General features: G+C 67.5%; 23 protein-coding genes. 9 read left to right on the top strand and 14 right to left on the bottom strand.

Annotated features, from left to right (window positions below; all coding sequences use genetic code 11):
• Nucleotides 1-475: 475 nt before the first annotated feature.
• Together aroB and FG323_RS07075 are read right to left on the bottom strand one after the other, a co-directional pair.
• Nucleotides 476-1,582, bottom strand: coding sequence for a 3-dehydroquinate synthase (aroB, locus tag FG323_RS07080; protein ID WP_141453828.1), 1,107 nt, complete (start codon nt 1,580-1,582; stop codon nt 476-478).
• Nucleotides 1,579-2,121, bottom strand: a complete 543-nt coding sequence (locus FG323_RS07075) for a shikimate kinase (protein WP_141453827.1) — start codon at nt 2,119-2,121, stop codon at nt 1,579-1,581. Before FG323_RS07075 ends, aroB begins: the two co-directional genes overlap by 4 nt.
• A gap of 102 nt (nt 2,122-2,223) precedes the next feature.
• On the opposite strand from FG323_RS07075, the gene FG323_RS07070 reads away from it, so the two are divergent.
• A complete protein-coding gene (locus FG323_RS07070; RefSeq protein ID WP_141453826.1) occupies nt 2,224-2,427 on the top strand; it encodes a dodecin family protein in 204 nt (67 codons plus the stop codon).
• 93 nt (nt 2,428-2,520) lie between these two features.
• On the opposite strand, the gene FG323_RS07065 is transcribed toward FG323_RS07070, so the two are convergent.
• Complete coding sequence (locus tag FG323_RS07065) at nt 2,521-3,336, bottom strand: kinase (RefSeq protein WP_181444113.1); 816 nt, start codon at nt 3,334-3,336, stop codon at nt 2,521-2,523.
• A gap of 62 nt (nt 3,337-3,398) precedes the next feature.
• On the opposite strand from FG323_RS07065, the gene pdxH reads away from it, so the two are divergent.
• Genes pdxH through FG323_RS07050 form a run of 3 tightly spaced genes read left to right on the top strand, consistent with a single transcriptional unit; the run spans nt 3,399 to nt 5,251 of the window.
• Nucleotides 3,399-4,001: a pyridoxamine 5'-phosphate oxidase gene (gene pdxH, locus FG323_RS07060; protein ID WP_141453825.1), complete on the top strand. Its 603-nt coding sequence runs from the start codon at nt 3,399-3,401 to the stop codon at nt 3,999-4,001.
• Nucleotides 3,998-4,453, top strand: a complete 456-nt coding sequence (gene aac(6'), locus FG323_RS07055; RefSeq protein WP_141453824.1) for an aminoglycoside 6'-N-acetyltransferase — start codon at nt 3,998-4,000, stop codon at nt 4,451-4,453. The genes pdxH and aac(6') overlap by 4 nt, the downstream gene beginning before the upstream one ends.
• 3 nt (nt 4,454-4,456) lie before the next feature.
• Nucleotides 4,457-5,251, top strand: a complete 795-nt coding sequence (locus FG323_RS07050; protein ID WP_141453823.1) for a cobalamin-binding protein — start codon at nt 4,457-4,459, stop codon at nt 5,249-5,251.
• A gap of 22 nt (nt 5,252-5,273) precedes the next feature.
• Here FG323_RS07050 and FG323_RS07045 read toward each other — a convergent pair whose 3' ends face one another.
• The 5 genes from FG323_RS07045 to FG323_RS07025 form a co-directional block, all read right to left on the bottom strand.
• Nucleotides 5,274-6,686 (bottom strand): MFS transporter, encoded by a 1,413-nt coding sequence (locus FG323_RS07045; protein WP_141453822.1) that lies wholly within the window; start codon nt 6,684-6,686, stop codon nt 5,274-5,276.
• Between the two features lie 132 nt (nt 6,687-6,818).
• Nucleotides 6,819-7,283 (bottom strand): DUF4426 domain-containing protein, encoded by a 465-nt coding sequence (locus FG323_RS07040; RefSeq protein WP_141453821.1) that lies wholly within the window; start codon nt 7,281-7,283, stop codon nt 6,819-6,821.
• Nucleotides 7,284-7,297: 14 nt separating this feature from the next.
• On the bottom strand, nt 7,298-8,137 hold the full coding sequence (gene proC, locus FG323_RS07035) for a pyrroline-5-carboxylate reductase (protein WP_141453820.1): 840 nt from the start codon (nt 8,135-8,137) through the stop codon (nt 7,298-7,300).
• Nucleotides 8,138-8,752: 615 nt separating this feature from the next.
• The gene (locus FG323_RS07030) at nt 8,753-9,196 is read right to left on the bottom strand and encodes an addiction module antidote protein (protein WP_141453819.1); all 444 of its coding nucleotides are present in this window, start codon (nt 9,194-9,196) and stop codon (nt 8,753-8,755) included.
• 104 nt (nt 9,197-9,300) lie between these two features.
• Nucleotides 9,301-9,564, bottom strand: coding sequence for a type II toxin-antitoxin system RelE/ParE family toxin (locus FG323_RS07025; RefSeq protein WP_141453818.1), 264 nt, complete (start codon nt 9,562-9,564; stop codon nt 9,301-9,303).
• Between the two features lie 415 nt (nt 9,565-9,979).
• Between FG323_RS07025 and FG323_RS07020 the strand changes: the two genes are divergently transcribed.
• The 4 genes from FG323_RS07020 (at nt 9,980) to FG323_RS07005 (ending at nt 16,195) form a co-directional block, all read left to right on the top strand.
• Nucleotides 9,980-10,336, top strand: a complete 357-nt coding sequence (locus FG323_RS07020; protein WP_141453817.1) for a hypothetical protein — start codon at nt 9,980-9,982, stop codon at nt 10,334-10,336.
• Between the two features lie 727 nt (nt 10,337-11,063).
• On the top strand, nt 11,064-12,155 hold the full coding sequence (locus tag FG323_RS07015) for a glycosyltransferase family 4 protein (RefSeq protein WP_181444112.1): 1,092 nt from the start codon (nt 11,064-11,066) through the stop codon (nt 12,153-12,155).
• On the top strand, nt 12,152-12,877 hold the full coding sequence (locus FG323_RS07010) for a polysaccharide deacetylase family protein (RefSeq protein WP_255470087.1): 726 nt from the start codon (nt 12,152-12,154) through the stop codon (nt 12,875-12,877). Before FG323_RS07015 ends, FG323_RS07010 begins: the two co-directional genes overlap by 4 nt.
• Before the next feature lie 108 nt (nt 12,878-12,985).
• Nucleotides 12,986-16,195 (top strand): hybrid sensor histidine kinase/response regulator, encoded by a 3,210-nt coding sequence (locus tag FG323_RS07005; protein ID WP_141453815.1) that lies wholly within the window; start codon nt 12,986-12,988, stop codon nt 16,193-16,195.
• Nucleotides 16,196-16,552: 357 nt separating this feature from the next.
• Here FG323_RS07005 and FG323_RS19620 read toward each other — a convergent pair whose 3' ends face one another.
• The gene (locus tag FG323_RS19620; protein ID WP_181444111.1) at nt 16,553-17,209 is read right to left on the bottom strand and encodes an OmpW family outer membrane protein; all 657 of its coding nucleotides are present in this window, start codon (nt 17,207-17,209) and stop codon (nt 16,553-16,555) included.
• Between the two features lie 511 nt (nt 17,210-17,720).
• On the opposite strand from FG323_RS19620, the gene FG323_RS06995 reads away from it, so the two are divergent.
• Nucleotides 17,721-18,149 (top strand): PepSY domain-containing protein, encoded by a 429-nt coding sequence (locus FG323_RS06995; RefSeq protein ID WP_181444110.1) that lies wholly within the window; start codon nt 17,721-17,723, stop codon nt 18,147-18,149.
• Nucleotides 18,150-18,542: 393 nt separating this feature from the next.
• Here the strand turns inward: FG323_RS06995 and FG323_RS06990 are convergent, their stop codons facing one another.
• The 5 genes from FG323_RS06990 to FG323_RS06970 all read right to left on the bottom strand — a co-directional run bounded on the left by FG323_RS06990 (nt 18,543) and on the right by FG323_RS06970 (nt 24,403).
• Nucleotides 18,543-19,574: a fimbrial protein gene (locus FG323_RS06990; protein WP_141453812.1), complete on the bottom strand. Its 1,032-nt coding sequence runs from the start codon at nt 19,572-19,574 to the stop codon at nt 18,543-18,545.
• Nucleotides 19,571-20,338 carry a molecular chaperone gene (locus FG323_RS06985; protein ID WP_141453811.1) on the bottom strand — a complete coding sequence of 256 codons (768 nt, stop codon included), beginning with the start codon at nt 20,336-20,338 and terminating at the stop codon, nt 19,571-19,573. The genes FG323_RS06990 and FG323_RS06985 overlap by 4 nt, the downstream gene beginning before the upstream one ends.
• Before the next feature lie 12 nt (nt 20,339-20,350).
• Entirely contained in the window at nt 20,351-22,879 is a 2,529-nt protein-coding gene (locus FG323_RS06980; protein WP_141453810.1) for a fimbria/pilus outer membrane usher protein, read from the bottom strand.
• A gap of 109 nt (nt 22,880-22,988) precedes the next feature.
• Nucleotides 22,989-23,708: a molecular chaperone gene (locus FG323_RS06975; protein ID WP_141453809.1), complete on the bottom strand. Its 720-nt coding sequence runs from the start codon at nt 23,706-23,708 to the stop codon at nt 22,989-22,991.
• A 68-nt stretch (nt 23,709-23,776) separates the two neighbouring features.
• Nucleotides 23,777-24,403, bottom strand: coding sequence for a fimbrial protein (locus FG323_RS06970; RefSeq protein ID WP_141453808.1), 627 nt, complete (start codon nt 24,401-24,403; stop codon nt 23,777-23,779).
• Nucleotides 24,404-25,214: the final 811 nt, after the last annotated feature.

Below are 25,214 nucleotides of genomic sequence, written 5' to 3'. Positions count from 1 at the left end.
ACCGGGACGTTCGCCCCCACCCCAGCCCTCCCCCGCACGCGGGGGAGGGGGCCGAATCCGTGTACACGCCGAACGCAACCTGTGGGAGCGACGTCAGTCGCGATGGGGCTTTCCCGCGATCTTCATCGCGACTCACATCGCTCCCACAAAGGGGGAGGAACTCAACCTCCGAGCACCCTCAACACCTGCGCCTCGTCCACCTCCGGCAGCACCTCGGCGCGACCGACGGGCACCAGCAGCGCCCAGCTTTTGCCCCTTCCCCCGCCTGCGGGGGAAGGTTGGGATGGGGGCCGCTTCCAGGGGCGCGGGAATACCGGGACGTTCGCCCCCACCCCAGCCCTCCCCCGCACGCGGGGGAGGGGGCGGAATTCGTGTACGTGCGCGCGACGCAACTTGTGGGAGCGACGTGAGTCGCGATGGAGCTTTCCCGTGATCTTCATCGCGACTGACGTCGCTCCCACAAAGGGGGAGGAACTCAACCTCCGAGCACCCTCAACACCTGCGCCTCGTCCACATCCGGCACCACCTCGGCGCGGCCGATGCCACGCCACAGCACCAGCCGCAGGCGGCCGGCCTGGTTCTTCTTGTCCAGCCGCATCCGCGCCAGCAGCGCGTCCGGTGCCAAGCCGGCGGGGATGGCCGTCGGCAGGCCGTACGCATGCAGCAACGCAATCAACCGTTCTGTATCGGCATCGCCTGACAGGCCCAACTGCGCCGACAGCCGCGCGGCCAGCACCATGCCCACCGCCACCGCTTCGCCGTGGTTGAGGTTGTCGTTGTCCGGACTGCCGTAGCCCTGTTCGGTCTCGATCGCATGGCCGAAGGTGTGGCCCAGGTTGAGCAGGGCGCGCTCGCCGCGTTCCAGCGGATCCCGTTCGACGATCTCCGCCTTGTGTTCGCAGCTGCGCGCGATGGCCTGCGCCAGGACGGTCGGCTCGCTTTCCAGCAGCGCGGCGCGTTCGGCCTCCAGCCACTGGAAGAACAGCGGATCGCGGATCGCACCGTACTTGATCACCTCGGCCAGGCCGGCGCGCAGTTCGCGTGGCGGCAGCGTGCGCAGCGCGCCGGTGTCGGCGAACACCGCGCGCGGCGGATGGAACGCGCCGACCAGGTTCTTGCCCTGCGGAATATCCACCGCGGTCTTGCCGCCGACCGAGGAATCCACCATCGACAGCAAGGTGGTCGGCAACTGCACGCAGTCCACGCCGCGCATCCAGCAGGCGGCGGCGAATCCGGCCAGATCGCCGACCACGCCACCGCCGAGCGCGAACACGCAGGCGTCGCGGGTCGCGCCCAGGGTGGCCAGCGCGTCGATGGCGTGGCCGAAATGCGCCAGCGTCTTGGAGGCTTCGCCGGCCGGCAGCACGAAGGTGCCGATCGCCAGTTCCGGTCGGGCCGCGTGCAGCGCCTCGCGCACGGCAGCGGCATACAGCGGCGCCACCGTCGAATCGCTGACCAGCAGCACGTGGCGGCCACGCACGTACCGGGCCAGCGCCGCGCCGTCGGCGAGCAGATCGGGGCCGATGGTGATGGGGTAAGGGGTGTCGCCGCCGACGGCGACGGTGCGGAAAAGCGGATTCATGCGGGGGTTTCCTGGCGCTGCCAGCGCGAGGCCAGCAGGTGGCACAGGCGGACGGTGGCTTCGGGGGGCATCAGATGATCGGTGTCCAGGCTCAGATCGGCGACTTCGGCATACAGCGGTGCGCGCACGCGCGCCATCTCGCGCAGCACCTGTTCGCGATCCGGGCGTTGCAGCAGCGGGCGGTTGGTGCAACGGGCCAATCGCCTGAGCTGGCTTTCCACGCTGACTTCCAGGTGGACCACGAAACCGCGGTTCCGCAGCAGCGCACGGTTGTCCGCCGACAGCACCACGCCGCCGCCGGTGGAAATCAGCTGGCCTTCGCCGGCCAGCAGGTCGCGCAGCACTTCGGTCTCATGCTCGCGGAAACCGGCTTCGCCGGCATGCTCGAAGATTTCCGGGATGGTGGCGCCCGCCCGCTCGACAATCGCCTGGTCGGCATCGACGAACACCAGCCCGAACCGCTCGGCGACACGCTTGCCGATCGAGGTTTTGCCGGCGCCCATCGGGCCGACCAAGACGAGGTTGGGGGCGGGATTCATCGCCGGGGATGCTAGCACCCGTGGCGGGCCCTTAACACGCGCTGGCCTAGGGTGGACACCCCGGCGGATGCCCGCCCAGCCACAGCAAAAGGAAGAAACGCCATGTCTGTCGCCAAGATCATCGAAATCAATGCCGCCTCCAAGACCAGCATGGAAGACGCGGTGAAGGTCGGCTTGAAGAAGACCTCCGAGACGGTCAAGGGCATCAAGGGCGCCTGGGTCAACGAGATCAAGGTGGTGACCGACGACGCCGGCAACGTCACCGAATGGCGCGTCAACCTGCGCATCAGCTTCGTGGTGGCGTAACCCCCCGAATCCCCTGTAGGAGCGACGTAAGTCGCGACGAGGCTTTCCTGCATCACGGTCGCGACTTACGTCGCTCCTACAGGGAAAACCGCTTCACCGAGGCCGTCGGCGCTCATCCAGCGCCAGCGTCCGATCAGCCAGATCCGGCAGCGTGCGCAGTGCCTGCCGGCTGACCCGCTCGAAGAACTGCACGAACCTCGCCACGCCGGCGTCGTCCATCGACGCGGCGTCCGGCCGCGCCCGCGCCAGTTGTCGCTCCTGCTGCGCGCGCCAGCCGGCGACCACCTCGAAGCCGGGCGGTTGCAGGAACCACAGCCGATCGAATCGCCGCCACAGCGCCGGATAGTCGCGGCGCAGCGCGTCGTTGCAATACCGCCGCCAGCGGCCGTCGCCGTCCTGCTCGCGCTCAAGCGCGTTCAGCGGCTCCCGCAGCGCGTCGTCCCGTTCGGCCGGCGTGCCGAGGAACCAACCCTCGAAGATCACCAGATCCGCCACCTCCAGCCGTTCCCACGCCGACTCGGGCGCACGGTCGTCCGCCAACTTGTCGAAGCGCGGCAGCGTCGCCGGCCGCCCCGCGCGCAGTGCATCCAGCAGATCGCAGGCCAGGCTCACGTCGTGCGTGCCGGGCGGACCGCGGGTGGCGAGCAGGGGATGCACCTCGCGCGCCAGTTGCTGGCGTTCGGCGCGAGTCAGGTAGACATCGTCGATGGACAGCACCGCCGGATGCCGGCCGCGCGCCCGCGCCAGCGCGGCGATCTGCGCCGCGAACGTGGACTTGCCGGAACCCTGCAAACCGCTGATCGCCAGCACCGGCACGGCCGCGCGCACCGACAACGCCGCCGCCAGCGCGGCCTCGACCCATTCGGATGCGAAGCCGTCGGCGTCGCCGGGATGCGTGGATGCGGACATCGCGCGACAATAGCGCATGACCGCCGCGCACCGCGCGGCACCCTCGACCTGCCGGGTGCGCAATGACCGATCTGTACGCCGAAGCCCTGACCACGTTCGCCGGACTCTACGAGGAGGCCCAGGCTTCCCCGCGCGAGCTGGAAGCCAATGCCATGACCGTGGCCACCGCCACCCCGGACGGCCATCCGTCCGCGCGCACCGTGCTGCTGAAGGCGTTCGACGAACGCGGCTTCGTGTTCTACACCCACCTGCACAGCCACAAGGGCCGCGATCTGGAGACCAATCCGCGCGCGGCGCTGCTGTTCCTGTGGCGCAGCCTGCGCGATGCCGGCATCCAGGTGCGCATCGAAGGCGCGGTGGAGCAGGTCGATGCGGCCGAGGCCGACGCCTACTTCGCCTCGCGCCCGCGCATGAGCCAGATTGGCGCCTGGGCCTCCCATCAATCGGAAACGCTGGCCTCGGCCGAGGCCTTCGACCAGCGCATCGCCGAAACCGAAGCGCGCTTCGCCGGCCAGGACGTGCCGCGCCCGACGGGCTGGAGCGGTTTCCGGGTGATGCCGGAGGCGTTCGAGTTCTGGTACGGCGCGCAGTTCCGCCTGCACGAACGCTGGCGCTACGAGCGCGACGCCGCCGGCCAGTGGACCAAGCGGATGCTGTTCCCGTGAGCGATGGCTGGAGCATCCGCCAGGCGCAACCGCGCGACACCGCCGGCTGGGCGCGCCTGCGCCAGGACCTGTGGCCGATGGACGAGCCCGGCCAGCAGGCCGCCGACATCCTGGATTTCCTCGCCGGCGACGCGGCCGGCTTCCTGGCCACCAATGCAGACGGGCAGGTGATCGCCTTCGCCGAGGCCAGCCTGCGGCATGACTACGTCAACGGCACCGAGGCCTCGCCGGTCGGCTTCCTGGAAGGCTGGTACGTGGATCCGGCCTGGCGCGGCCACGGCATCGGCCGCGCGCTGGTGCAGGCGGTGGAAACGTGGACGCGAGAGCAGGGCTGCAGCGAGCTGGCGTCCGACGCGTTGCTGGACAACCGCGACAGCCAGGCCGCACACGCCGCCTGCGGCTTCGAGGAAACCGAGCGCGTGGTGTATTTCCGCAAGCGCCTGGACGACTGACCCATGGGCCCGCAACGCATCGTCTGCCTGACCGAGGAACCCACCGAGACGCTGTACGCGCTCGGTGAGCAGCACCGCATCGTCGGCGTTAGTGGCTTCACCGTGCGACCGCCGCAGGCGCGCCGCGAGAAACCCAAGGTCAGCGCGTTCACCAGCGCCAAGATCGGCGAGATCATGGCGCTCAAGCCGGATCTGGCCATCGGTTTCTCCGACATCCAGTCCGAAATCGCCGCCGAGCTGATCAAGCAGGGCGTGGAAGTGTGGATCGCCAACCACCGCAGCGTGGACGGCATCCTCGACTACATCCGCCGGCTGGGCGCGCTGGTCGGCGCGACGGACAAGGCGAATGCCTACGCCGATGGCATCGAGGCAGGCCTGCGCGCCATCGAGCAGGCCGCCGCCACGCTGCCGCGCCGCCCGCGCGTGTATTTCGAGGAATGGGACGAACCGATCATCACCGGCATCCGCTGGGTCGCCGAAATCGTGCGCATCGCCGGTGGCGATGATGTGTTTCCGGAACTTTCGATCGAACCTCTGGCGAAGCAGCGCATCCTCGCCAATGGCGACGAAGTGGTGCGGCGCGCGCCCGACATCATCCTGGGATCATGGTGTGGCAAGAAGTTCCGCCCCGAGCGGGTCGCCGCGCGGCCCGGCTGGGACACGATGCCGGCGGTGCGCACCGGCGAACTGCACGAGATCAAATCACCGCTGATCCTCCAGCCCGGTCCGGCCGCGCTCACCGATGGCGTGCGCGCGATTGCCGACATCGTGCAGGCCTGGGCCGCGCGCCACGCCTGAGTCGCGGGCGCATCAACGGGTATCAATCGGCCGGACGCACGCGCCCGGCCAGCAGCGCACCGAGGACCGCCAGCACGACGGTCATCCCGAAACTCAGTCCGAACGCCAGCGTCGGCGCGCGGTCCAGCAGCGCCGCCACCAGCGATCCGGCCAGCGCCAGCACCGTCGCGATCGCCAGCGCGTCCATCAGCTGCAAGGCGGAACTGTTGCGCCCCTGCGCGTGTGGCGGCGACAGCGAGAGCGTCAGCACCGACAGGCTGGGGTAGGTCAGGCCCATGCCGATGCCGGTGATCGCCCAACCCACCAGCGCCAGCCCCAATCCACCCGGCAGCAACACCGCCAGCGGCAATGGCAGGATGCCGATCGCCATCATCGTCAGGCCAATCCGCAGCAGCGTCGCGCGCGACCACGCACGCCGCGTGTTGCCCTGGTACCAGGAACCCATCGACCAGCCCAGCGCACCGACACTCAGCGCCACGCCCGCCCACAGCGGCGAGAGTTTGAACTGCTGCGCCAGCATCAGCGGAATGAACACCTCGGCGCCGAAGAAGGTCGCGCTCGCCAATCCGCGCAACGCAATCACGCTCGGCAACCCGCGCCGCAGGCTCAGGCTGCCTTCCGGCAACAGCTTGCGTGTCGCCCAGATCAAACCCGTCAGCGCCACCGCCAGCAGCAGCGCGCCGCGCGCGTCGTGCCGCTGTCCGGCCAGGTGCAACAGGCAGGCCGCCGCCGCCGCGAGCCCGGCCCATGGCAACAGTGAGCGCCCGCCGGTGGTTTCGGCGATCGTCGGCGGCAGCGCTTTCAGGCCGGGGCGCAACGCCCAGGCCGCCGGAATCGCCAGCAGTGGCACCGCCAGGAACACCCAGCGCCAGCCCAGGTGCTCCACGATCAATCCACTGACGCTCGGGCCGATCAACGAAGGCACCACCCACGCCGCCGAGAACGCGGCGAACACGCGCGGGCGCAACACTTCCGGATACGCACGCGCCACCACCACGTACAGCGCCACTGACATCGCGCCGCCGCCGAAGCCCTGCACGACGCGCCCCAGCAGCAACACCGGCATGTTCGGCGCCAGTCCCGCCACGATCAGGCCAGCGACGAACCACCCCACGCCCCACCAGACCACGCGCGCGGGACCGTGCCGATCACTGGCGCGGCCGGCGTGCACCATGCCGACCACGCTCGCGGCCAAGGTGCCGGCGAACGCCAGCGCGTACAGCGACAGGCCGTCCAGCGCCCGCGCCACGGTCGGCATCGCGGTCGCGACGGCCAGCGCCTCGAACGCGCTCAGCGACACCAGCGCCACCATGCCCAGCGTCATCGCGCGACGGCGTGGCGACAGCAGGCCTTCATCAGCGGTTGTGGTGATGGCTGGCGCCGGATCGGCCGCGATATCGGGGCCGGCGGAGGAAGACAGGGACGACGATTCCATGGAGGGAGAGGCGGAGCGGGGGAGTCGCGGAGCTTGCGCCCTCAAGCGCGGTTGAGGTCAACCGGCGCGTTCATGCGCACCCACGATGGCGACGATACCCGCATCGCGCGCCCGGGAAGGCGCGTACGCCGCTCAGAAATTGCGCTGGAACTGCAACTTCTCGCTGCGGCCGTCGGCGCGCACGGTCAGATCGAAACGATAGGTATCGCGCGGACCGACCTTGAGCGTGCCGATGTGGTCAACGTAATCACCGGTGCGCACCGCGCGGAACGCCAGCGCCTGCCGCTTGCCGGACAGGTCGCGCGCTTCGCCCTCGACCTCGCCCTCGGTGACGCTTTCCTCGCCACCGGCCACCCGGCGCAGGGCGATCACCACCAGCGCGGTGCCGGCCTCGCGCTGCACCTGGTATTCGCGCGCCACTGCCTCGCTCAGCGACAGCGTCGGCAGCGCGTTGAAATGCACGCGCAGCGAGCCGAAATCCTGCTGCGCCTGCACCGGCTGCACGAACTCGGCGACGCGTGGCGCTTCGCCGGCCGAACACGCGGCCAGGGCGAGGGACAGGGTGCAGGCAATCCAGGCGGTCTTGATGGTCTTCATGGCAGTCGTCGGTGTCAGTCGTTGGCGGCGGACAGTTCGCGTCCGCGTTCGGTGGCGGCGTGGATGGCTTTTGCAACCAGCGCCTCAAAGCCGCCAGCCTGGAAGGTCTCGACGGCCGCCTGGGTGGTGCCGTTGGGCGAGGTCACCCGCGCGCGCAGCACACCGGCCGGCTCGCCGGACTCGACCAGCATGCGCGCCGCACCCAGCAGGGTCTGCGTGGCCAGCTCGCGCGCCGCGTCCGGGGGCAGGCCTTCGGCTTCGCCGGCCGCCTGCATCGCTTCGGCCAGCAGGAACACATAGGCCGGCCCGCTGCCGGACACCGCGGTGACCGCGTCCATCAATGGTTCCTCGCCAATCGCCACGGTCGGCCCCACCGCCGCCAGCAAGGCCGCCGCGGCGTCGCGCTGCGCGGCGTCGGTGCGATCGTTCGCATACAGCCCGGTGATGCCGGCGCCAAGCAGCGCCGGCGTATTGGGCATCGCCCGTACCACCGCCACATCGCCGCCCAGCCAGCGCTCCAACTGCGCGGCGGTGATGCCGGCGGCAATCGAAATCGCCAGCGGTCGCCGTGCCTGCGCCAATGCGGATAGATCGCCGCAGACCGTGCGCATCACCTGCGGTTTGACCGCCAGCAGCCAGATATCGGCATCAGCGGCCGCATCGGCGGCGCTCGCGTGCACCTGTACGCCGAAGTCCCGCGCCAGCGCGTCACGCAGCGCCTCCACCGGCTCGGCCACATGGATGGCCTCCGGCGCATGTCCGCGCGCAATCAGCCCGCCAATCAGGCTGCGCGCCATGTTGCCGCCACCGATGAAGGCGAGCGGAGTGGATGAAGACGAGGCGGGCGATGGCATGGATGCGATCCGTTGGAGAACCGCGGTGATTCTAGCGCAGCCTCCGCACCGGCAAGGGCCGGCGCACCCGCGTGCCCGCCAACGAGCGAAACACGCGCACGGCCGCTTTTCTTAGGCAGGAAAGCAATCCAGCACGGAAACAGCTCCCTCCCCAGCCTGCGGGGGAGGGCTGGGGTGGGGGCCCGCGATGCACAGACCGCGCGACATTCCCGCGCGATGACAGACCCGCCCCCATCCCAGCCTTCCCCCGCACGCGGGGGAAGGGGCAATGCACAGGCACGATGATTTTCCGGGCAGCAGAAAAAAGCTGCTCGGATACAGCTCCCTCCCCCGCCTGCGGGGGAGGGCTGGGGTGGGGGCCCGCGATGCACAAACCGCGCGACATTCCCGCCCGATGACAGACCCGCCCCCATCCCAACCTTCCCCCGCACGCGGGGGAAGGGGCAGCGCACAGGCACGGGCAGTAGAAAGAAGCGTGCTGGGATACAGCTCCCTCCCCCGCGTGCGGGGGAGGGCTGGGGTGGGGGCCCGCGATGCACAGGTCTATTAGCGAAAATGAACCCACGACAGTCCACGGACTGAAGGAGGACGGCAACGATGGCCGTGATGCGGCGCTCAGCCGCCAGCAACGCGCCGCACTATCGGTGCGGGTTTCTTCTTGGCCTTGCTGGTCAGAATTTCCACAGTGTCCTGGACAGCGCTCTTTCGCTTCCGGACAGCCTTGCGAGCAGCGACCGGCTTCTTGGTTACCGGCGTTTCACGTTTGATTGGGGTCAGCGTGAGACGGAACCCGAGTGCCTTGGCCATCTTTCCGACGGTCTCAAGCGTTGGATTGCCTTCGCCGCGCATCACCTTGTACAGCGTTTCACGGGCAATGCCGGTATCGCGCGAGAGCTTGGCCATGTTCTGGGCGCGTGCCACGTCACCCAGCACCGCAGCCAGGAAAGACGCATCGTCCGGAGCTTCTTCGAGGGCTGCCTCGATGTAGCGGCGGATATCTTCTTCATCCCGAAGATGTTCCGCAGCGTCCCAGGGACGGGTTTTGATTTTTGCGCTCATGGGTCTGATTCCCTTTGCAGCTAGATGAGTTTTGTGGCGCATACGGTCAATCGGGGGGAATCCGGTCCTTCGGGAAACTAAAGTTCATCGACCAGGGCGAGCGCCTAGGCAATGTCCTGTTCTTGCGAGTCCTTGTTGCCTCCGCACAGCAGGAGGTAGGTGATGCCGGCACGCGTGACGTAGTAGATGCGGTAACCGGGGCCGTGGTTGACCCTGAGTTCCGACACGCCTTTCGTCAGATTGCGATGGTCACCGGGATTGCCCATCGACAAACGCCGTATCCGTACGTTGATACGCGCTTTTGCTTCCCTGTCGCGCAGCTTTTCGAACCAGCGCTCAAACACATCCGTGGTCTGAATGGTCGCCATGTGTCCACTATAATGGACATTCCGTTTCCGCGCAAGTTCCTGCTCGCGTTCGTCCTGGGCCCATCGCTGCCGCGCTCCTCAACCCTTGACGCAATAAATGTCAGAGGACGAACATTGGTTCAATGTGAGTTGACGGGCGCGCGTAGACGGAACCAGCATCCCGCGTCGCTGCAAATTCAGCGACCGGGATTGGCGTCCCGAACCACAAGGCGCACCAGCGCCCATCGACCGATGCAAGGCGCTTTTTTTCTGCCGAGCAAGCGATAGGGCGAAAGCCAGGCCATTTTTCATGGCGGGCGGTGTGCGGGGGGCTTCGGCCCCGCCGGCTTCTTGTGGCCGGTACGCCAACCGTGCACCGTCCGTCACCCTGATTGGCGTCGGGGCGGCGGATTCCACTTCACAAGGAGTTCCGCACATGCGCAAGCACACTCAATCCACCCCCGACAGTTCCACCTCGTATCGTCCAACCGATCCCGATAACCGATGCGCGCGCGTCGTAGCCGAGATCGCCCTGCGCGTCAGCGAGGACAGCATCACCCTGGCCGGCTCACTCGACATGGGCGGACTGATGGTGCGCAGCACACGCGGCTGGCGCCGCATCGAGGACGGTTGGACGTTGACCACCGGTCCCATATTCTTCCGCGATCACGAAGACCTGCTGGGTCACGAACTGGCCGAATACCTGGGCAATCTGCCTTTGCCGTTAGCGCTGGCGGATGCGTTGCAGGCGCCACGGGGAGACGATGACGGGAGGGCGGGTGTCTTCATCTGACGCCCTGTGCCCTTGATGGTGGTCGGCCCACGTTCTCGCGGGCCGACCGTGAAGTGGACCAGGTCTGAGCGATACCGCCTCTACCCATTACTCCAGTTCTGATTCGTACACTTCCGCCTCATAAAGGCTTTCGTTGCCAATGGCGGGGAAGTACACCAGCACCATCGGCAGGCCGTCATCGCCGGTGAAGCCTTGATCCAGCGCCACGATATCCCCGGCTCGCGGGATACGACCTTCCGCCGAAAGGACTCGGTATCGCTCCACAGGTACTTCTACTAAGAGACGAGCGCGCTTGGATGAACTGTTGGACCACATCCCTATGCACCTCACGAATGTCTATTGAGAACAAGCTGGAATAGCCCATTGAAGAAGGCGAACCAGACCCCCTTGGACGAATTCACCCCAGGAGATATCCACCTCGGGTCGGAAAAACAGCCGCTTCAGGCACCCCAACGCTTCTTGCGCAACTGCGGGAGCGTACCACCGCGCGCCGTTCGGGCCGTTTGCTCGTCCGACCAATCAATAGGCAATGGCAGATTCGGTGCGAGTGCGAGGCTTGCCGGTTCCCGCGTGGACTGGCTGGGCGCGCACAGATGAACCGGCGCCATGCTCCGTACGCCGCTCCGGCGAGGCCCACGTAGCACTCCAACCACTTTCAGAGTCGTCCGATGGCCCAGCCCCCCACCGGACGGCAAGGTCGCGTCACATTTCTCGCGCGATCTTCCCCATGCCTCCCCATCGTCCCCTCCGATTGCTGCAAGTCGTCCATACCCAAGGCTATGGCGGCCTGGAACGGCAGGTGCTGTCGTTGAGCCGTGGCCTGCGTGATGCCGGCCATGGGGTGACCTTGGCCTTGCAGCGAGGCTCCTGGTTGCAAAAGCAGGCCGAGGCGGAGCGACTGGACTGGACGCCGCTGCGCTTTCGCGGGTTGATCGATCCGGTGTCGCACCTGCGCCTGCGCCGGCTGGTGCGCGAGCGCGGTATTGACGTGGTGCATGGGCATTCGCGGCGCAGCGCGTTCTACAGTGCGTTGGCCGGCGGGTGGGGGCGCTGCCGTTCGGTGGCGACCATCCACTCCTTGCAGACCTGGAAGGGGTTTCGCCGCAACCAGCGGATGATCGCGGTGTCCGAGGCGGTGCGCGAGTTCCTGGTCCACAAGGGGTTGCCGGCGGCGCGGATCGAGCGCATCTACAACGGTGTCGATGCGCTTCCGGATACGCGCGAGTCCGAGCGCAGGGCGGCGCGGGAGCGGCTGGGCATCGCGCCGGAGCGGCTCGCCATCGGCATGGTCGGACGGATGGTGCCGCACAAGGGGCACGATCTGCTGGTGCGCGCGCTGTCGCTGCTGGGCGCGGTGGGCGAGCCGATGGATCTGGTGATGCTGGGCGACGCGACGGGCGACTGGCCGGAGGCACTCGCCGATCTGATCGATCGGCTCGGACTCGATGCACGGGTGCGCCTGCCCGGTTATCGCGATGACGTGGCCGCGCTGCTGCGCGGCATGGACGTGTTCGTCCAGCCCTCGCGCAGCGAGGCGTTGTCGCTGTCGCTGCTGGAAGCGATGGCCGCCGGCCTGCCGGTGATCGCCGCGCGTACCGGCGGCATGCCGGAGGTGATCGAGGACGGGGTCAACGGGCTGCTGTTCACCTCGGACGATGCCCACGGTCTGGCCTGGCAGCTGAAGAAGCTGCTGGATCCCGCCCTGCGCGAGCGCCTGGGCCAGCAGGCGCGGCGGACCCAGCGTGAGCGTTTCAGCGCAAGTGGCATGGTGGACGACACCGTGGCGTTGTACCGGCGCGTGCTGGAGCTGCCGGCGTGAGCGCGGTGCTGCCGGTGCTGATGTACCACAGCATCGGGCCGGTGCCGACGGGCAGCCGGCGGCGCAGCATCTTCGTCGGTACGCGCGCGTTCGCCCGGCAGATGGCGCTGCTGGCGCATTGCGGCTATCGCGGCGTGACCATGGACGAGGCGCATGCGGTTCTGCAGGGCGGAGTGGTGTCGCCGGAAAAGTTGTGCGCCTTGACCTTTGACGACGGCTTCCTCGACAACATCACCGCCGCGTTGCCGATCCTGCGACGGCATGGCCATCGCGCCACCTGCTACGCGGTGTCGGACCGGATCGGCCAGCGCAACCGCTGGTCCCAGGACGTGCTCGGCGTGACCAGCCCGCTGGCGGACGAAGGCGCGTTGCGCGCATGGATCGACGCCGGCATGGAGCTGGGCGCACACACCCGCACCCATGCGCGCCTGACCACCCTCGACGACGCCACGCTGGAAGACGAAGTGGGCGGCGGCAAGCGCGCGCTGGAGGATCGCTTCGGCCTGCGCGTCTCCCAGTTCTGCTATCCGTGGGGCGCGCATGACGACCGGGTGGTGGAGGCGGTGCGGCGTGCGGGATTCGCCGGCGCCACCACCACCGTGCGTGGCCGCGCGCGGATCGGCGTGGATCCGCTGCGGGTGCCGCGCGTGCATGTCCTCAACCAGCATCATCTGCCGCAGTTCTGGTTGAAGCTGGCGACCGGCTACGGGGACCGCCGCTAGCCGAAGTGCGGGTCCGGCTGGTTAGAATCGCGACATCTCCACCCAGGGAACCGTCGGTTCCGGCGGCGAGGCGGCGCTGGCTCGCCGCGCGCGGCCACCGGCACGCTGATGAAGGACACTCCGTTCGGCCGCATCACCCGCTCGGTCCGCTGGCTGCGGATCGCGCTGTTCGGCATCCTACCGGTGCTGCTGTTCCTGGGACTGGGGCTGTACTGGGGCATGCACCGGCTGCTGACCGAGCAGCAGCAGAAGCTGGCCGTCGATTTCGGGGTGATGACCGGCTACGTGCACCAGCACGAAACCTTCCTGACCACGTTCAGCCAGCAGAACGCGCGCCTGGCCTCGCTGCCCGACTGGCCGCAGGAAACCCTGCGCGAGATGCCGCAGCCGGCGCGTCCCGGCGAACGCCAGTGGCTGGGCCAGGAGGCCGGCGTGCACCTGCCGTTCTCGCTGGTCTGCGCGCAGGCCGACTGCGACGCCGCGCAGGCCGCGCTGCCGGAAGTCGGCCAGCACCTCAGCAACGCCTACACGACCTTCTGGTCGCGCTCGCCGTTTCCGCCGGGCGAAGTGTTCCTGTTGGACCGGAACAGCAGCCTGGCCGCCAGCGTGCCCGGCATCGGCGTCGAATCCGGCCTGGGCCGGCTGGAACCGGCGCAGTTCGCGGCGGTGATCGATACGGTGCGCGCGCACCTGGCCGAACGCGGCACCCCGGCGGGCCAGCAGCCGGTCGGGCGCAACGTGCGCTGGCTGCGCTCGCCGGATCTGCCGGAGCGGCTGATCGGTGTGTTGCCGGCGCCGATTCCGCCCCGCCTGTGGGGCACGGGCAGGGAACAACCGCCGGACTTCTACGCCGCCACCCTGCTGACGCTCTCGCGGGTGGGCGTGTTCGAATGGCATCTGGGCGAGCCGATCTACGACGATTTCTGGCTGACCCGCCGGGGCGTCGTGCTGGACGGCAACGGCACGCCGCCGCCTGCAAAAGATCCGGGCCTCAACTACACCCGCCGCGGCTGGGTCTTCCATTTCCACGACGCGAACGGGCAGTGGGACGCCTATTACCGGGTGGGCTACCTCAGCCTGTTCCGCGACAACCTGTGGTTGCCGCTGGGCGCGGGCCTGCTGTTGCTGGCCGGCATCGCCGGCGCACTCGGCTTTGGCCGCTGGTACGACCGCCGCGTGGTCGCGCCCGCGCTCGCCGCCCAGCGCGACATCCTCGACAACGAAGCGTTCAACCGGACCATCATCGACGCCACGCCGGTGGCCCTGTGCGTGCTGGATCGCGCCTCGGGAGAGGTGGTGTTCGGCAATGGCCTGGCCCGGCAATGGCTGGGCCTGGCCGGGGATTCGTCGTTGGCGGTCAGCGGGGCATTGTCGCGCCTGCGCGAACGGCTGGCCGGGGTCGAGGGCGCTGGCCTGCTGGAGGAATTCGCCGCCGCCGATGGCCGCCCGCTGCACGTGGCGTACTCGCCCACGCGCTACCGCATGCGCGAGGTCATCCTGTGCGCCTTCACCGACATCAGCGCGCATGCGGAAATCGAACGCACGCTGGCCCGCGCCAAGCGCGAGGCCGATCGCGCCAGCGCGGCCAAGTCCACCTTCCTGGCCACGATGAGCCACGAGATCCGCACCCCGCTGTACGGCGTGCTGGGCACGCTGGAACTGCTGGCGCTCACCCCGTTGAACGAGGAGCAGCGCCGCCAGTTGCAGACCGTGCAGAGCTCCTCGGCGGTGCTGTTGCAGCTCATCAGCGACATCCTGGACACCACCCGCATCGAGACCGGCCAACTGGCGCTGGACGCGGTGGCCTTCCATCCGCGGCATCTGGTCGAGGACGCGGTGGCCGGCTACGCGGCGATGGCCCGGCAGAAGGGACTGGATCTGTTCGCCTGCATCGATCCGGATCTGCCCGCATGGCTGCACGGGGATCCGGCGCGCCTGCGCCAGATCCTCGACAACCTGATCAGCAACGCCATCAAGTTCACCGAACACGGCCGGGTGGTCGTGCGGCTGGGCAGCGAAACGCGCGGCGGCATCGCGCAGGTGGTGCTGGACGTGGAGGACACCGGCGTCGGCATCGCACCGGAAGACCAGGCGCGGCTGTTCGAACCGTTCTACCAGGTCGATGCGGCCAGCCACACCTTCCGCGGCGCCGGCCTGGGCCTGTCCATCTGCATGCAACTGGCGCGGCTGATGCAGGCCGACATCGCCGTGGACAGCGTGCCCGGACGCGGCAGCCGCTTCCGCCTGAGCCTGCCGCTGACGGCCGAAGCGGGCACGGACACCCACGCCGATCTTTCCGGCGCGGTGCTGTGCGTGCGCACGCCGCATCCGGAACTGACGGCGGACCTGTGCCGCTGGTTCGAACGCTGGGGCGCGCGCGCCGCGCCGGCCGTCCTGCCGGCGACGCCCGCCGATGCGGACGCCATCCTGGTGGACGTGCTGCCGCCGCCGGACACCCCCCCGGCATGGCCGGGACCGCGCGTACTGGGCGCCGATGCCGGCGACGCCACGCCAACGGCCGTGGACGGGCATCACCGCGACGCGCTCGCCCAGGCCATCCTCGCGCTGCGCCGGGGCGAGCCCGTCGCGCCCGCGCCGCTGCGGGCCGGTCCAATCGCCGGCCGGCTGGGCCTGCGCGTGCTGGTGGCCGAAGACAATCCGATCAACCGGGCCACCCTGGCGCACCAACTGGAGCAACTGGGCTGCACCGTCGCGACCGCGGACGACGGCGTGGAGGCGCTCGCGCTGTGGCGACGCGAGCGCTTCGACGCGGTGCTGACCGACGTCAACATGCCACGCCTCAACGGCTACGAACTGGCCGCCACCCTGCGCCGCGAAGGCGCTGACGTGCCGATCATCGGCGTCACCGCCAACGCGATGCGCGAGGAAGAACAGCGCTGCCGGGAAGCCGGCATGAACGCCTGGCTGGTCAAGCCCATTGGCCTGCGCGGATTGTGGGAACTGCTGCGTGCGCATGCGGCGACTGCCGGGGATGCCGGCAACGCGGGCGACGTCGCACCCCTCGACGCGGCGGAAGAATTGCCGGCGCAGTATCGCCGCCTGTTCGTCGACACCATGCGCGCGGACGCCGCCGCCGTCGCCATTGCCCTGCAAGGGCAGGACCCGGCCACCGCCATCACCACCCTGCATCGCATGCGCGGCGCGCTGGCGATGATGCAGATGGATGAGCTGGTCGCCCGCTTCGAACGGCTGGAAGATCGGATACGCGCGGAGGGTATCGCTGCCGAGGTGGTCGATGAGGCGGGAGCGGCGATGCGTGCGCTGGAGGTGGAACTGGTGAGGCTGGGCCACTCATAAAGCAAATCCCCCTCGGTCCCCCTTTTTCAAAGGGGGAGGAAAAGCCAAGGCCTCCACTCGCACGGAAACCCCAGAAGAAGCCCCCTTTAAAAAAGGGGGCGGGCCTCCGCGCAGCGGAGGACGGGGGATTTGCTTTTGGCGCAGAGAGCAAATCCCCCTCAATCCCCCTTTTTCAAAGGGGGAGGAAAAGCCATAGCCCCCACCTGCACGGAAACCAAAAAAAAGCCCCCTTTAAAAAAGGGGGCGGGCCTCCGCGAAGCGGAGGACGGGGGATTTGCTCTTGGCGCAAAGAACAAATCCCCCTCAATCTCCCATTTCATAAAGGGGGAAAGTGAACCTATTTCTGACTTGCCCGCCTCAGAACCGCAAACCCGCACTCACGCCATAAACCAGCGAATGCATGTCCACGTCCGAGCGCAGGTTGTCCAGGCGCACGTCGCTGTTCCAGCGCAGGTAGCGGACGTCGCCGCGGACGAACCAGTTCTTCGGCAGGTTCAGGTCCAGGCCCACGGTCGCGGCCAGGCCGGTGCCGTCGTCGATGCGGAAGTCATGCGCACCGTCCAGCGCCGGGTTGAACCACTCGCCGTCCACCTGGGTGCGATGCACGCCCAGGCCGACGTACGGCTTGAAGCGGTCGCCCAGTTGGGTGAAGTGGTACTGCGCGGTCAGTGCCAGCGGACGGGTGCGGTACTTGCTCACGCCGATGTCCGGCGCGTTATCCATGTCGATTTCGGTGCTGGCGTCGAAGCGCGAAGCGCCCCACAGCTCGATGGCGATGTTGCGGTTGATGAACCAGCTGAAGCCCAGCGTGGCGCCTTCGTCGCTGCGGTCGTTCTCGATCTGTCCGCCTGCGGGGGCATCGGTCAGGGTGACATTCAGCGGCTTGTCGCCGCCCAGGTGCTGGGAGGCAAAACCGGCGGTGACGGCAAAGCGGTTGTGGGCCGCGTCCTTGGCCTGCGCGGCACCGGCCAGGCTCATCGCGGCGACGGTGGCCGCCAAGATACGAACTTTCATCAAATACTCTCTGAAGGGAAATGAAGCATCCGGCGATGCGAGATGCCGGATGAAAAACACGCGTCGAATGCGCGCTGCGTGCTGCCTTCCTGCAAGGGAAAAGGCCCGGGCATTCTCGGCAAGCGCGGGGATGGCAGGAATCGGAGGATTCCGAAACGGAGGGCCGGTAGTGCCAGGATTCCGGCACGAATGCCAAGCGCCAAAGGGATCCCGGCTTTCGCCGGGATGACGATGGCAAGGCGTGGATGGAGGTGCACTGTGGCCATCGTCCCAGCGAACGCTGGAACCCATCTTCGCTTTCATCTCCGCACGAACACCGGCATCCCACCGGACATGGACCCATTTTTTCAGACGTTTCCGAGGGACAGCACCACTTCGTCTCTCCAAGCTATGCCCCCGTTTTTTGCTTCACGAGGAAGGCGTGCACATGCGTTCGAACAACAAAGGGTCTCGCAGCAACGCGGAAGTCCCGTGCCGGAAAAATTCGCGACCCCTTGCTCTGGGTGGCCCGATGAAGACGGCCTTGTGCGTTGCGCTCGGAATGTTCGGCGCCTGCCTGACGACTACCCAGGCGGCCGAGCCGATCGGACCGCAGCAGGTCATCACGCTGCTCCAGCAGGCCGGCTATGGCGACGTCCGCGATCTCGAATACGACGACGGCCTGTGGGAAGCCGAAATCCGCCGCCCCTATGGCCTGTGGGACGAGGTCTCCGTGGATCCGGCCACCGGCGAAATATTCGACCTGCGCGGCAAGCGCGAGGTGCTGTCCATGCGCGATCTGCTGGCGAAGCTGGAAGGGCAGGGCTATCGCGCCTTCACCGATATCGATCGCGATGCCGGCGTCTGGGAGGTGGAGGCCACCGATCCGCAGGGGCGCCGCGTGGACCTGAAGGTCAGCGGCTACGACGGCCGCATCCTCTACAGCAAGTTCGACGACTGATCGAACCCGCAGCAACACCGGACAGCCCGATACCCGTGCAGAGCGGAGCTTGCTCCGCTCCACCATCGCGCGTCCCCAGAACCCCGCGTCCCCGCGAACTTCCGGACAGAAGTTGTTTGCTCCAGGGGTGGAACCCCGGAAGTTCGCGCGGGCGCGGCACTACACCCGACAAACCGCCGTCCCGGCGAACGCTGGGACCCACCTTGCTCTTCGCTCCGCACGCCGACCGGACCGCGCCACGCACCCGCCCAACCAAAGAGCCAAAAAGAGATCCCGGCTTTCGCCGGGATAACGGGATATCCAGGGTCGCGAAAGGCAGCGGAGCAAGCTCCGCTCCACGGGGATGGCGCCGGGCGGTGCGGTGGCCGTGGCGCGTGATCGCACGGAATGACGCTATTTGTAGTAGATATCGATGGTGGCGCCGGCGTTGAACTTTCCGAGTTGCACCTGTGCCGGTTCCTTCAGCCAGGTCGCGCGGGCGAGGAATTTGCGCATCACCGTCCGGTCCGTGCTGTGCTTGACTAGTTCGAACTCTTCGTTGATCGGAATCACGCTCATGCTGTTGTCCGGGTCGTGCAGGGTGATGCCGATCGATTTGTTGTCCGTGGGGACCAGCATGTGCTTGTGCGAGGCATCCAGGGTGGTACCCGCGATTGGCTTCAGGAGTGCGCCCAGGCCGTAGGCGCTGTCGCAGTTCTTGCTGGCGGTGATGCTGAAGGGTTTTTCTGCGGCGACCTGATCTTTTTGCGCATAGGCCTTGTTGATTCCGCCGAAGTTGACGGTGGGGTTGGACAGTGCAATGGTCGAGCTGCATGCAATGTAACGCAGCTGGTCCAGGTTTTTCAGCGTCATGTAGTAGGTGCCGCCATTCCTGTTCAAGCCACCTCCGCCATCCAATTGAAAGATATCGAACTTCCAGTCAAAGGTGACCTGTCCTTCCTTGATCTCGGCGCTGGCGGGTGATTTCTTGACGAAGAAGAAGTGGTAGCTCAGTCTCTTGGTGCCCTCCTTTTCTTTGTTGACCTGGCACCAGTATGTGTTCAGGCAGCCACTAACCCAGATTTTGGTAGGAAGTCTGCGGCCATGCTCTGATGGCTCCATTGTGGAATAGCGGTAGTCCGTTCCGTCGAAGTGAATGCCCATTTCGAGATCCGGCCCCAGGGCGTCTCCTCGGGGTGCCGGGTAGAAATGGACGAATTCGCCATAGTCCGTTGGATTGTCCTGCCAACAGGTAATGTCCATGGTGTCGGTGGGGGAGCGCCAGACGATCGTTCCTTCGGGCATTGCCTTGGCGATCGCAATGGTTGTGGGGAGGGGGTAATCTTGTTGTTCGGTGATGCCATCCCGCTTGCACACCAGCGCGAAGCTTTTCTGCGACATGACAAGCAGCGCACCCAGCGCCAACAATCGAATCAGGATCCTCATGGTTGTTTCTCCGGAAGGGCCGGCCGGGATGCCGTTGCATCGTGGCCAGAGGTGGACAGGGTGAACACGCGCGCGTGCGGGTTGCCGGCGTCGCTGATCAGTTGGTAGCGCAGTTGCGCCGCGTGGCAGCCGGGCGCGGGCAGCGACTGGCTGGAATAGGGGGCGATCATCAGGTGCTCGTGCGGGTCGCCGCAGGGCTGCCCGCCGGCGTCGAGGACTTCCAGATGACCGAGGGTGAGGTAATAGGGTGAGGGATTGCGCGCCAGCAACACCGGCGTGTCGCCGTCGCCGGATCGTTCCCAGGACAGCGCTGCCCAGGCCTGCTCCCGCGTGGTCGGCAGGGGCGGGCGGTAGAACAGCTTGAAGTGATGCCGCAGCGCCAGTTGCACGGTGTTGTCGGCGTGCGGCGCCTGCGGCACGTCCAGGATGCTGAGCCGCAGATAGGACTCGCGATCCGTCGGCAGCCCCTCGCCCTGGTAGAACACGTCCACGTGCGCCTGCTGGCCGGCCAGCAGTTTCAGCAGTGGCCGCGACAGGGCGAGCGGCAAGGGTGCCTGCGACGCCTCGTCTCCCCAGTCCAGTGAAATTTCCAGCAGCGCCGGATGGACGGCCTGGTTGGTGATGGGCAGGCGCATGCGCACGCTCTCCATGACGAAGCGGTTCTTGCCGTCGAAGTAGAGTTCCGCGCGCGCGGTCGGCGGCAGTGCGGCCAGCGGCGCCAGCACCAGCAGGAGCAACCGGCGAAGGCGGGGGCGGATGTTCATGCGCATCGCCGGTTATTGCGCCTGCGCGCGGCAGACCAGGCTGACGCGATCGTAGGCCAGTCCGGCCTGCACGGCCGGCAGGGTGTAGTCGGCCACGCAGGCGCCCTCGCCCCAGCGCACGTCCAGCCGGCCCTGATCTTCCACGCCGAACACCAGCACGCGCGACTGGTTGTCGATCATGCCCAGCACCTTGTCCTGCGCGCCGTACACCATTGCGCCGAACGGCACCGTGCCGTCTTCGCGGCGCAGGACGAACTGCACGCGGCGTCCGGTCTCGGCCTGGTAGCTGGCGCGCGCGATGGCGCCGCGGGTCGGCACCAGTTGCGGCGCGTTGCCCAGCAGTTCGGTGTCCAGGCCCAGCTTGCGGGTGTCCACCTCCACCCAGTTCATGCGATAGGGCTGCAGGTAGGGCACCACCGCGTAGCCGCGGCGATTGGTGCGCACGTTGTTCCAGTTGGTCAGGCCGACGCCGGCGGTGCGCGGCACTTCCAGCAGGCCGAAGGTTTCGCCGACCGGCTGGCCCAGGGTGATGCCGCCGCGGTGGATCACCACGGATCCGGAGGCGCTCAGATCGACATGGCGGTTGTCCGGCCCCTGCTGGTAGGTGCCGCCCAGCTGCGCCAGCGGCGTGGCCCAGTTGACGTTGGCGCTGCCGCTGCTGCCGTAACCCTCGGCATGGCTGGCCTGGAGGGAATAGCTGGCGTTGCGGTTGCCGTCGAGGTAACCGCTCAGGCCGGCCTGCACCCGGTCCGCGCCGTGGCGGGTGGAACTGGCGCTGGCGCTCATGCGATGCGCGCGGCTGCCCACGCCCAGCGGCAGGCTGAAGCTGGCGTTGACCTGGGTGTCGTCGCGCTCGCGGCGCGGGTCGCGATCCCGCGACATGGCCAGGTTGTAGTTCAACTTGCCGATGCTGCCGGCATAGCCGAAGCGCCAGGTGCGGGTGCTGCCGGGCAGGTTCCAGTAGCTGGTCTCGCCCAGGGTCAGGTACAGCGACTGGCTGCGCGGCAGCAACTGGTTGACGCTCAGATCCACCCGGCTCTTCTGCGGGCTGTAGTGGATCGAGTTCGACGTGTTGCGGCGGTCGGCCATGTGCTGGCCGAAGGTGCGGTAGCCCTCGGTGGAGTAGCGGTACCCGGCCATGGTGAAGGTGGTGCCGGTGCCGGTGAGGGTCTTGGCGTACAGCAGGCGGGTGCTCTGGCCCTGTTCGACGTGGCCGGAGGGCGCGCGCGACCGGCTGTGGGTCGTGTCCAGCGACAGGCCGCCCAGGCGCGAGTTCAGGCCCATGCCCAGGCTGACGGCGTGATAGTCCTGCGCCGCCAGCGCGGCGCCGAAGCCGGTGAAGTTGTTGCCCAGGCCGTAGACCAGCGAACCCTGCGCCACGGTGGGCGTGTCTTCCTGCGCGCCGCCCCGGTATTCGCCCGCGCTCAGGCTGTAGCGCAGGCGGCCGGGACGGATCATCACCGGCAGGGCGGCGAAGGACTGGGTGAATTCGCGGACGCGGCCATCGGCTTCGAGGATGCGGACGTGCAGATCGCCGTTGGATCCGCTGGAAGGCAGATCCTCGATTTCGAACGCGCCGGCCGGTACCGGCATGGAATGGATCACCACACCGTTCTGGCGGATTTCCACGGTGGCATTGGTTTCGGCGATGCCGCGCACGACCGGCGCGTAGCCCTGCTGATCGTTGGCCCACATGCCCAGATCGGTGGACAACTGCACGCCGCGGAAACGCACGCTGTCCAGCACTTCGCCGGAGGTGTACAGCTCGCCCAGGGCCAGCTTGGCGTTCCAGCGGCGCACGTCGCGTTCCAGCCAGGTGCGATGGCTGCGGAAGCGGCTGGGCTGGTTGGAGCCGGTGCTCAGCGAGGCGTCGTTGCGCAGGCGCCAGCCGGCGACGTTCAGGCCGCTGCGCAGGCTGAGGTAGCCGTAGTGGCGATCCTCGCCGCTGCGGCGGTCGTGGTTGCTGTTGAAGTTGGCCTGGTAGTTGCTGAAGAACGCGGTGACGCCGTTGTCCCACAGCGAGGGATCCACGTAGGAACGCGAGCGCCGCGGCACGTAGACCTGCGGCACGCTGACCATCAGCGCCAGGTTGTTGACGTCGAATTCGGCGCGCGCGGCGGGGATGCGCGAGAGATCGACCGGCGCATCGTCTTCCGCCGGGTCGAGCAGGCCTTCCTGTTGCAGCTTGGCCACATCCACGCCCAGTTGCCGGAGCAGGCCGTAGGGCAGGACTGGCACCACCCGGCCCCTGGCATCCGGCGCGAACACGATGTCGTGGCGGCGGACCAGGCTCAGGTTGAGGTAGACGTCGACGCTGTAGGTGCCCGGCGCGACCGCGCTGCCCTTCTCGAAGTAGCGCAGATCCACGCTGCCGCCGCCGCCGCGCGTGCTGAGGAACATCTCGTTGAATTCGAAGCTGGCGTCGTCGTCGCCCGCTTCGGCGGCGATGGCCGAAACGGAAGACAGGCCCACGAACGCCACGCAGTACAGGGCGTGGCGCAGGGCGAGGCTCAGTCGATGGTGGGCGGGCAGAGCGGGCATGCGGTGTTCCTTGCTTGGGCGCATCCGCCGTGGGATGGCGCAGCGTTCTCTCGGGGGAAAATCAGTGGACGACGGGGGCGCGGATCTCCGGCATCAAGGCCTGGGGGCGTCAGCGCGCCGGCGTGGCATCGAGCTGATCGATACCGCCGTAGTCGTTGACGTACTGGAAGGACACGGCGGCGTTGGCGGACGGGCGCGCGGCGCCGTCCTTCAGCGGAAACACCACCGTCGCGCCGGGCGCGACCATCCGGGTGTCGAGTGCGTGCCGGCGATCACCGTCCTTGAGCGCGGCACTGGTCACCGACACGTGGTAGGACGAGGCATTGCTGACGCGCAGCGCGGGCTTGCCGTCCTGCGTGCTCCACTGCCAGCGCAGCGCCTTGGCGGCGTCTTCCGGCTTGCCTTGCAGGCCGGCGGGGCGATAGAACACCTTGATGCGCTGGCGCACGGCGATCTGCAGGACGTTCTCGCCCTTGGCCTTCTGCGGGATTTCCTGCACGGACAGCCAGAACACCGATTCCTTGTCGGTCGGCAGGCCCTGGCCTTGATAAAAGATGCGCAGCGTCTGCTGCTGGTTGCCGCCCAGCCGGCTCAGCGCCGGGGTGACGGCGAAGGGGACGTCTTGCCCGGCGGCATCGTCCTCGCCTTCGATCCAGGACTGGATCATGGTGTCCTGATCAATCTTGTTGTTGACCGGCACGGTGACTTCGTGGGCCGGCGCGGCCAGCACGACGCGGGTGGCGCCCAGCTGGATGCTGGCCTGGGCCAGGCCGGCGCACAGCAACAGGGCGCCGGCCAATGCGGCGCGGAGACATGGCGTGAGGTTCATGGCGGTCCCGAGGAAAGAGGGGAAAAAAGGGGGGCGGAACCCGCCCCCCGGAACAGCTAAAGAGCGACTCAGTCGTAGCTCAGCTGGAACGGCAGGTAGCCATTGGCGACACCGGGAACCACCGGATCCGGACCGGCCTTGACGTAGGCCGCGCGCAGCGCCAGGTTGGCGATGCCCTTGTACTGCGGTGCTTCCACGGTGCCGATGTTCTTGACGTCCAGCTTGCCGCTGATCTGGGGCAGCGGATTGTTCAGGTCCAGCAACACGTTGTTGCTGTCGAACACGCCGATGCCGACGCCGGTGGCACCACCGGTGACTGCCAGCAGCTTGGTATTGCCCACAGCCACCGTGCCGGTGCCGGTTTCGGCGCCGCTACCGCCGTCCGGCTTGAAGCTCAGGTGGACGTTCGTGAGGCCCTTGGGAGTGCCCTTGCAGTCGAGCACGATGTCGATGTTCTTCGCCGCACCGATGTTGCCCTGGCCGCCGCCTTCGGACAGGGCGTCGGCACCGACCTTGCCGAGGTCGATGGTCAACAGCTTGTCTTTCGCCGAACCGGGGGCGTTGGTACCGTCGCTCATGGTGCAGGACGAAGCGATGATCTCGCCGGTGAACTTGATGGTGCCGTCGGCGGCCATCGCCGAACCGCTGGCACCGGCGAGGATGAGGACCGACAGGCCCAGGAGGGATTTGGACATTGCAAAACTCCGTTTGGTTGGTGGAAAGGAGCGCAAATTCTCGATTCGGCGCCGTATCCATCCCATAGGAAAGTTCCTAAAGTGAGGTGCTTTCGTTTAGGTGTTCTGTACAAGCGTTCACCTTTATGAGCGTCGTTGTGCGCAATGCGCGCGCTGCGGTGTGGATGGCTGCGATCGATCGTCGAACGAGGGGGAATCGCTGCGTCGAGGCTTCAGTGGTCGTTCGGCAAGTCAGATGGAACAGGCATCGACGCGGTGGCGCGCATGCCTTCGACGTGGCGCGAGGTTGGCGGACGGAAGGTGATGGAATTCTTGTTTGCGATCCCGTCGTTCGATATAGGAAAAGTCCTGAAGTGACTTTTTTCTTCCTTTCCCGCTTGTTCCCCTCCCCCGCACGCGGGGGAAGGGCGCATGGCTTCTAGAGAAGGAAACTTGCTTCCTTCCCCCGCATGCGGGGGAAGGTGCCCAAAGGGCGGATGGGGGCGAGCGGGCGAGTGAGCTGCGCTCGCTGTTGTTCGTGCGTGGATGCGTTACGTGCTTCGGACGCGGCCCCCACCCAGCCTCCCCCGCAGGCGGGGGAGGGGCGGTTTCATGCTGCGGGGCGGGGAATGAGTTTCTTCGCGCGTGCCTCCTTCCCCCGCACGCGGGGGAAGGTGCCCGAAGGGCGGATGGGGGCAGACGGAAGAGCGAGTCGTGCTCGCGGTTGTTCTGCGCGGATGCACTACGTGCTTCGGAGGCGGCCCCCACCCAGCCTCCCCCGCAGGCGGGGGAGGGGCGGTTTCATTTGCGGGGCGGGGAACGAGTTTCTTCC

The organism is Pseudoxanthomonas sp. z9 (assembly GCF_006542425.1).
Classification (GTDB): Bacteria; Pseudomonadota; Gammaproteobacteria; order Xanthomonadales; family Xanthomonadaceae; genus Pseudoxanthomonas_A.
The sequence above is the reverse complement of the archived record's forward strand: the minus strand, read 5'-3'. Positions and strand labels throughout refer to the sequence as shown.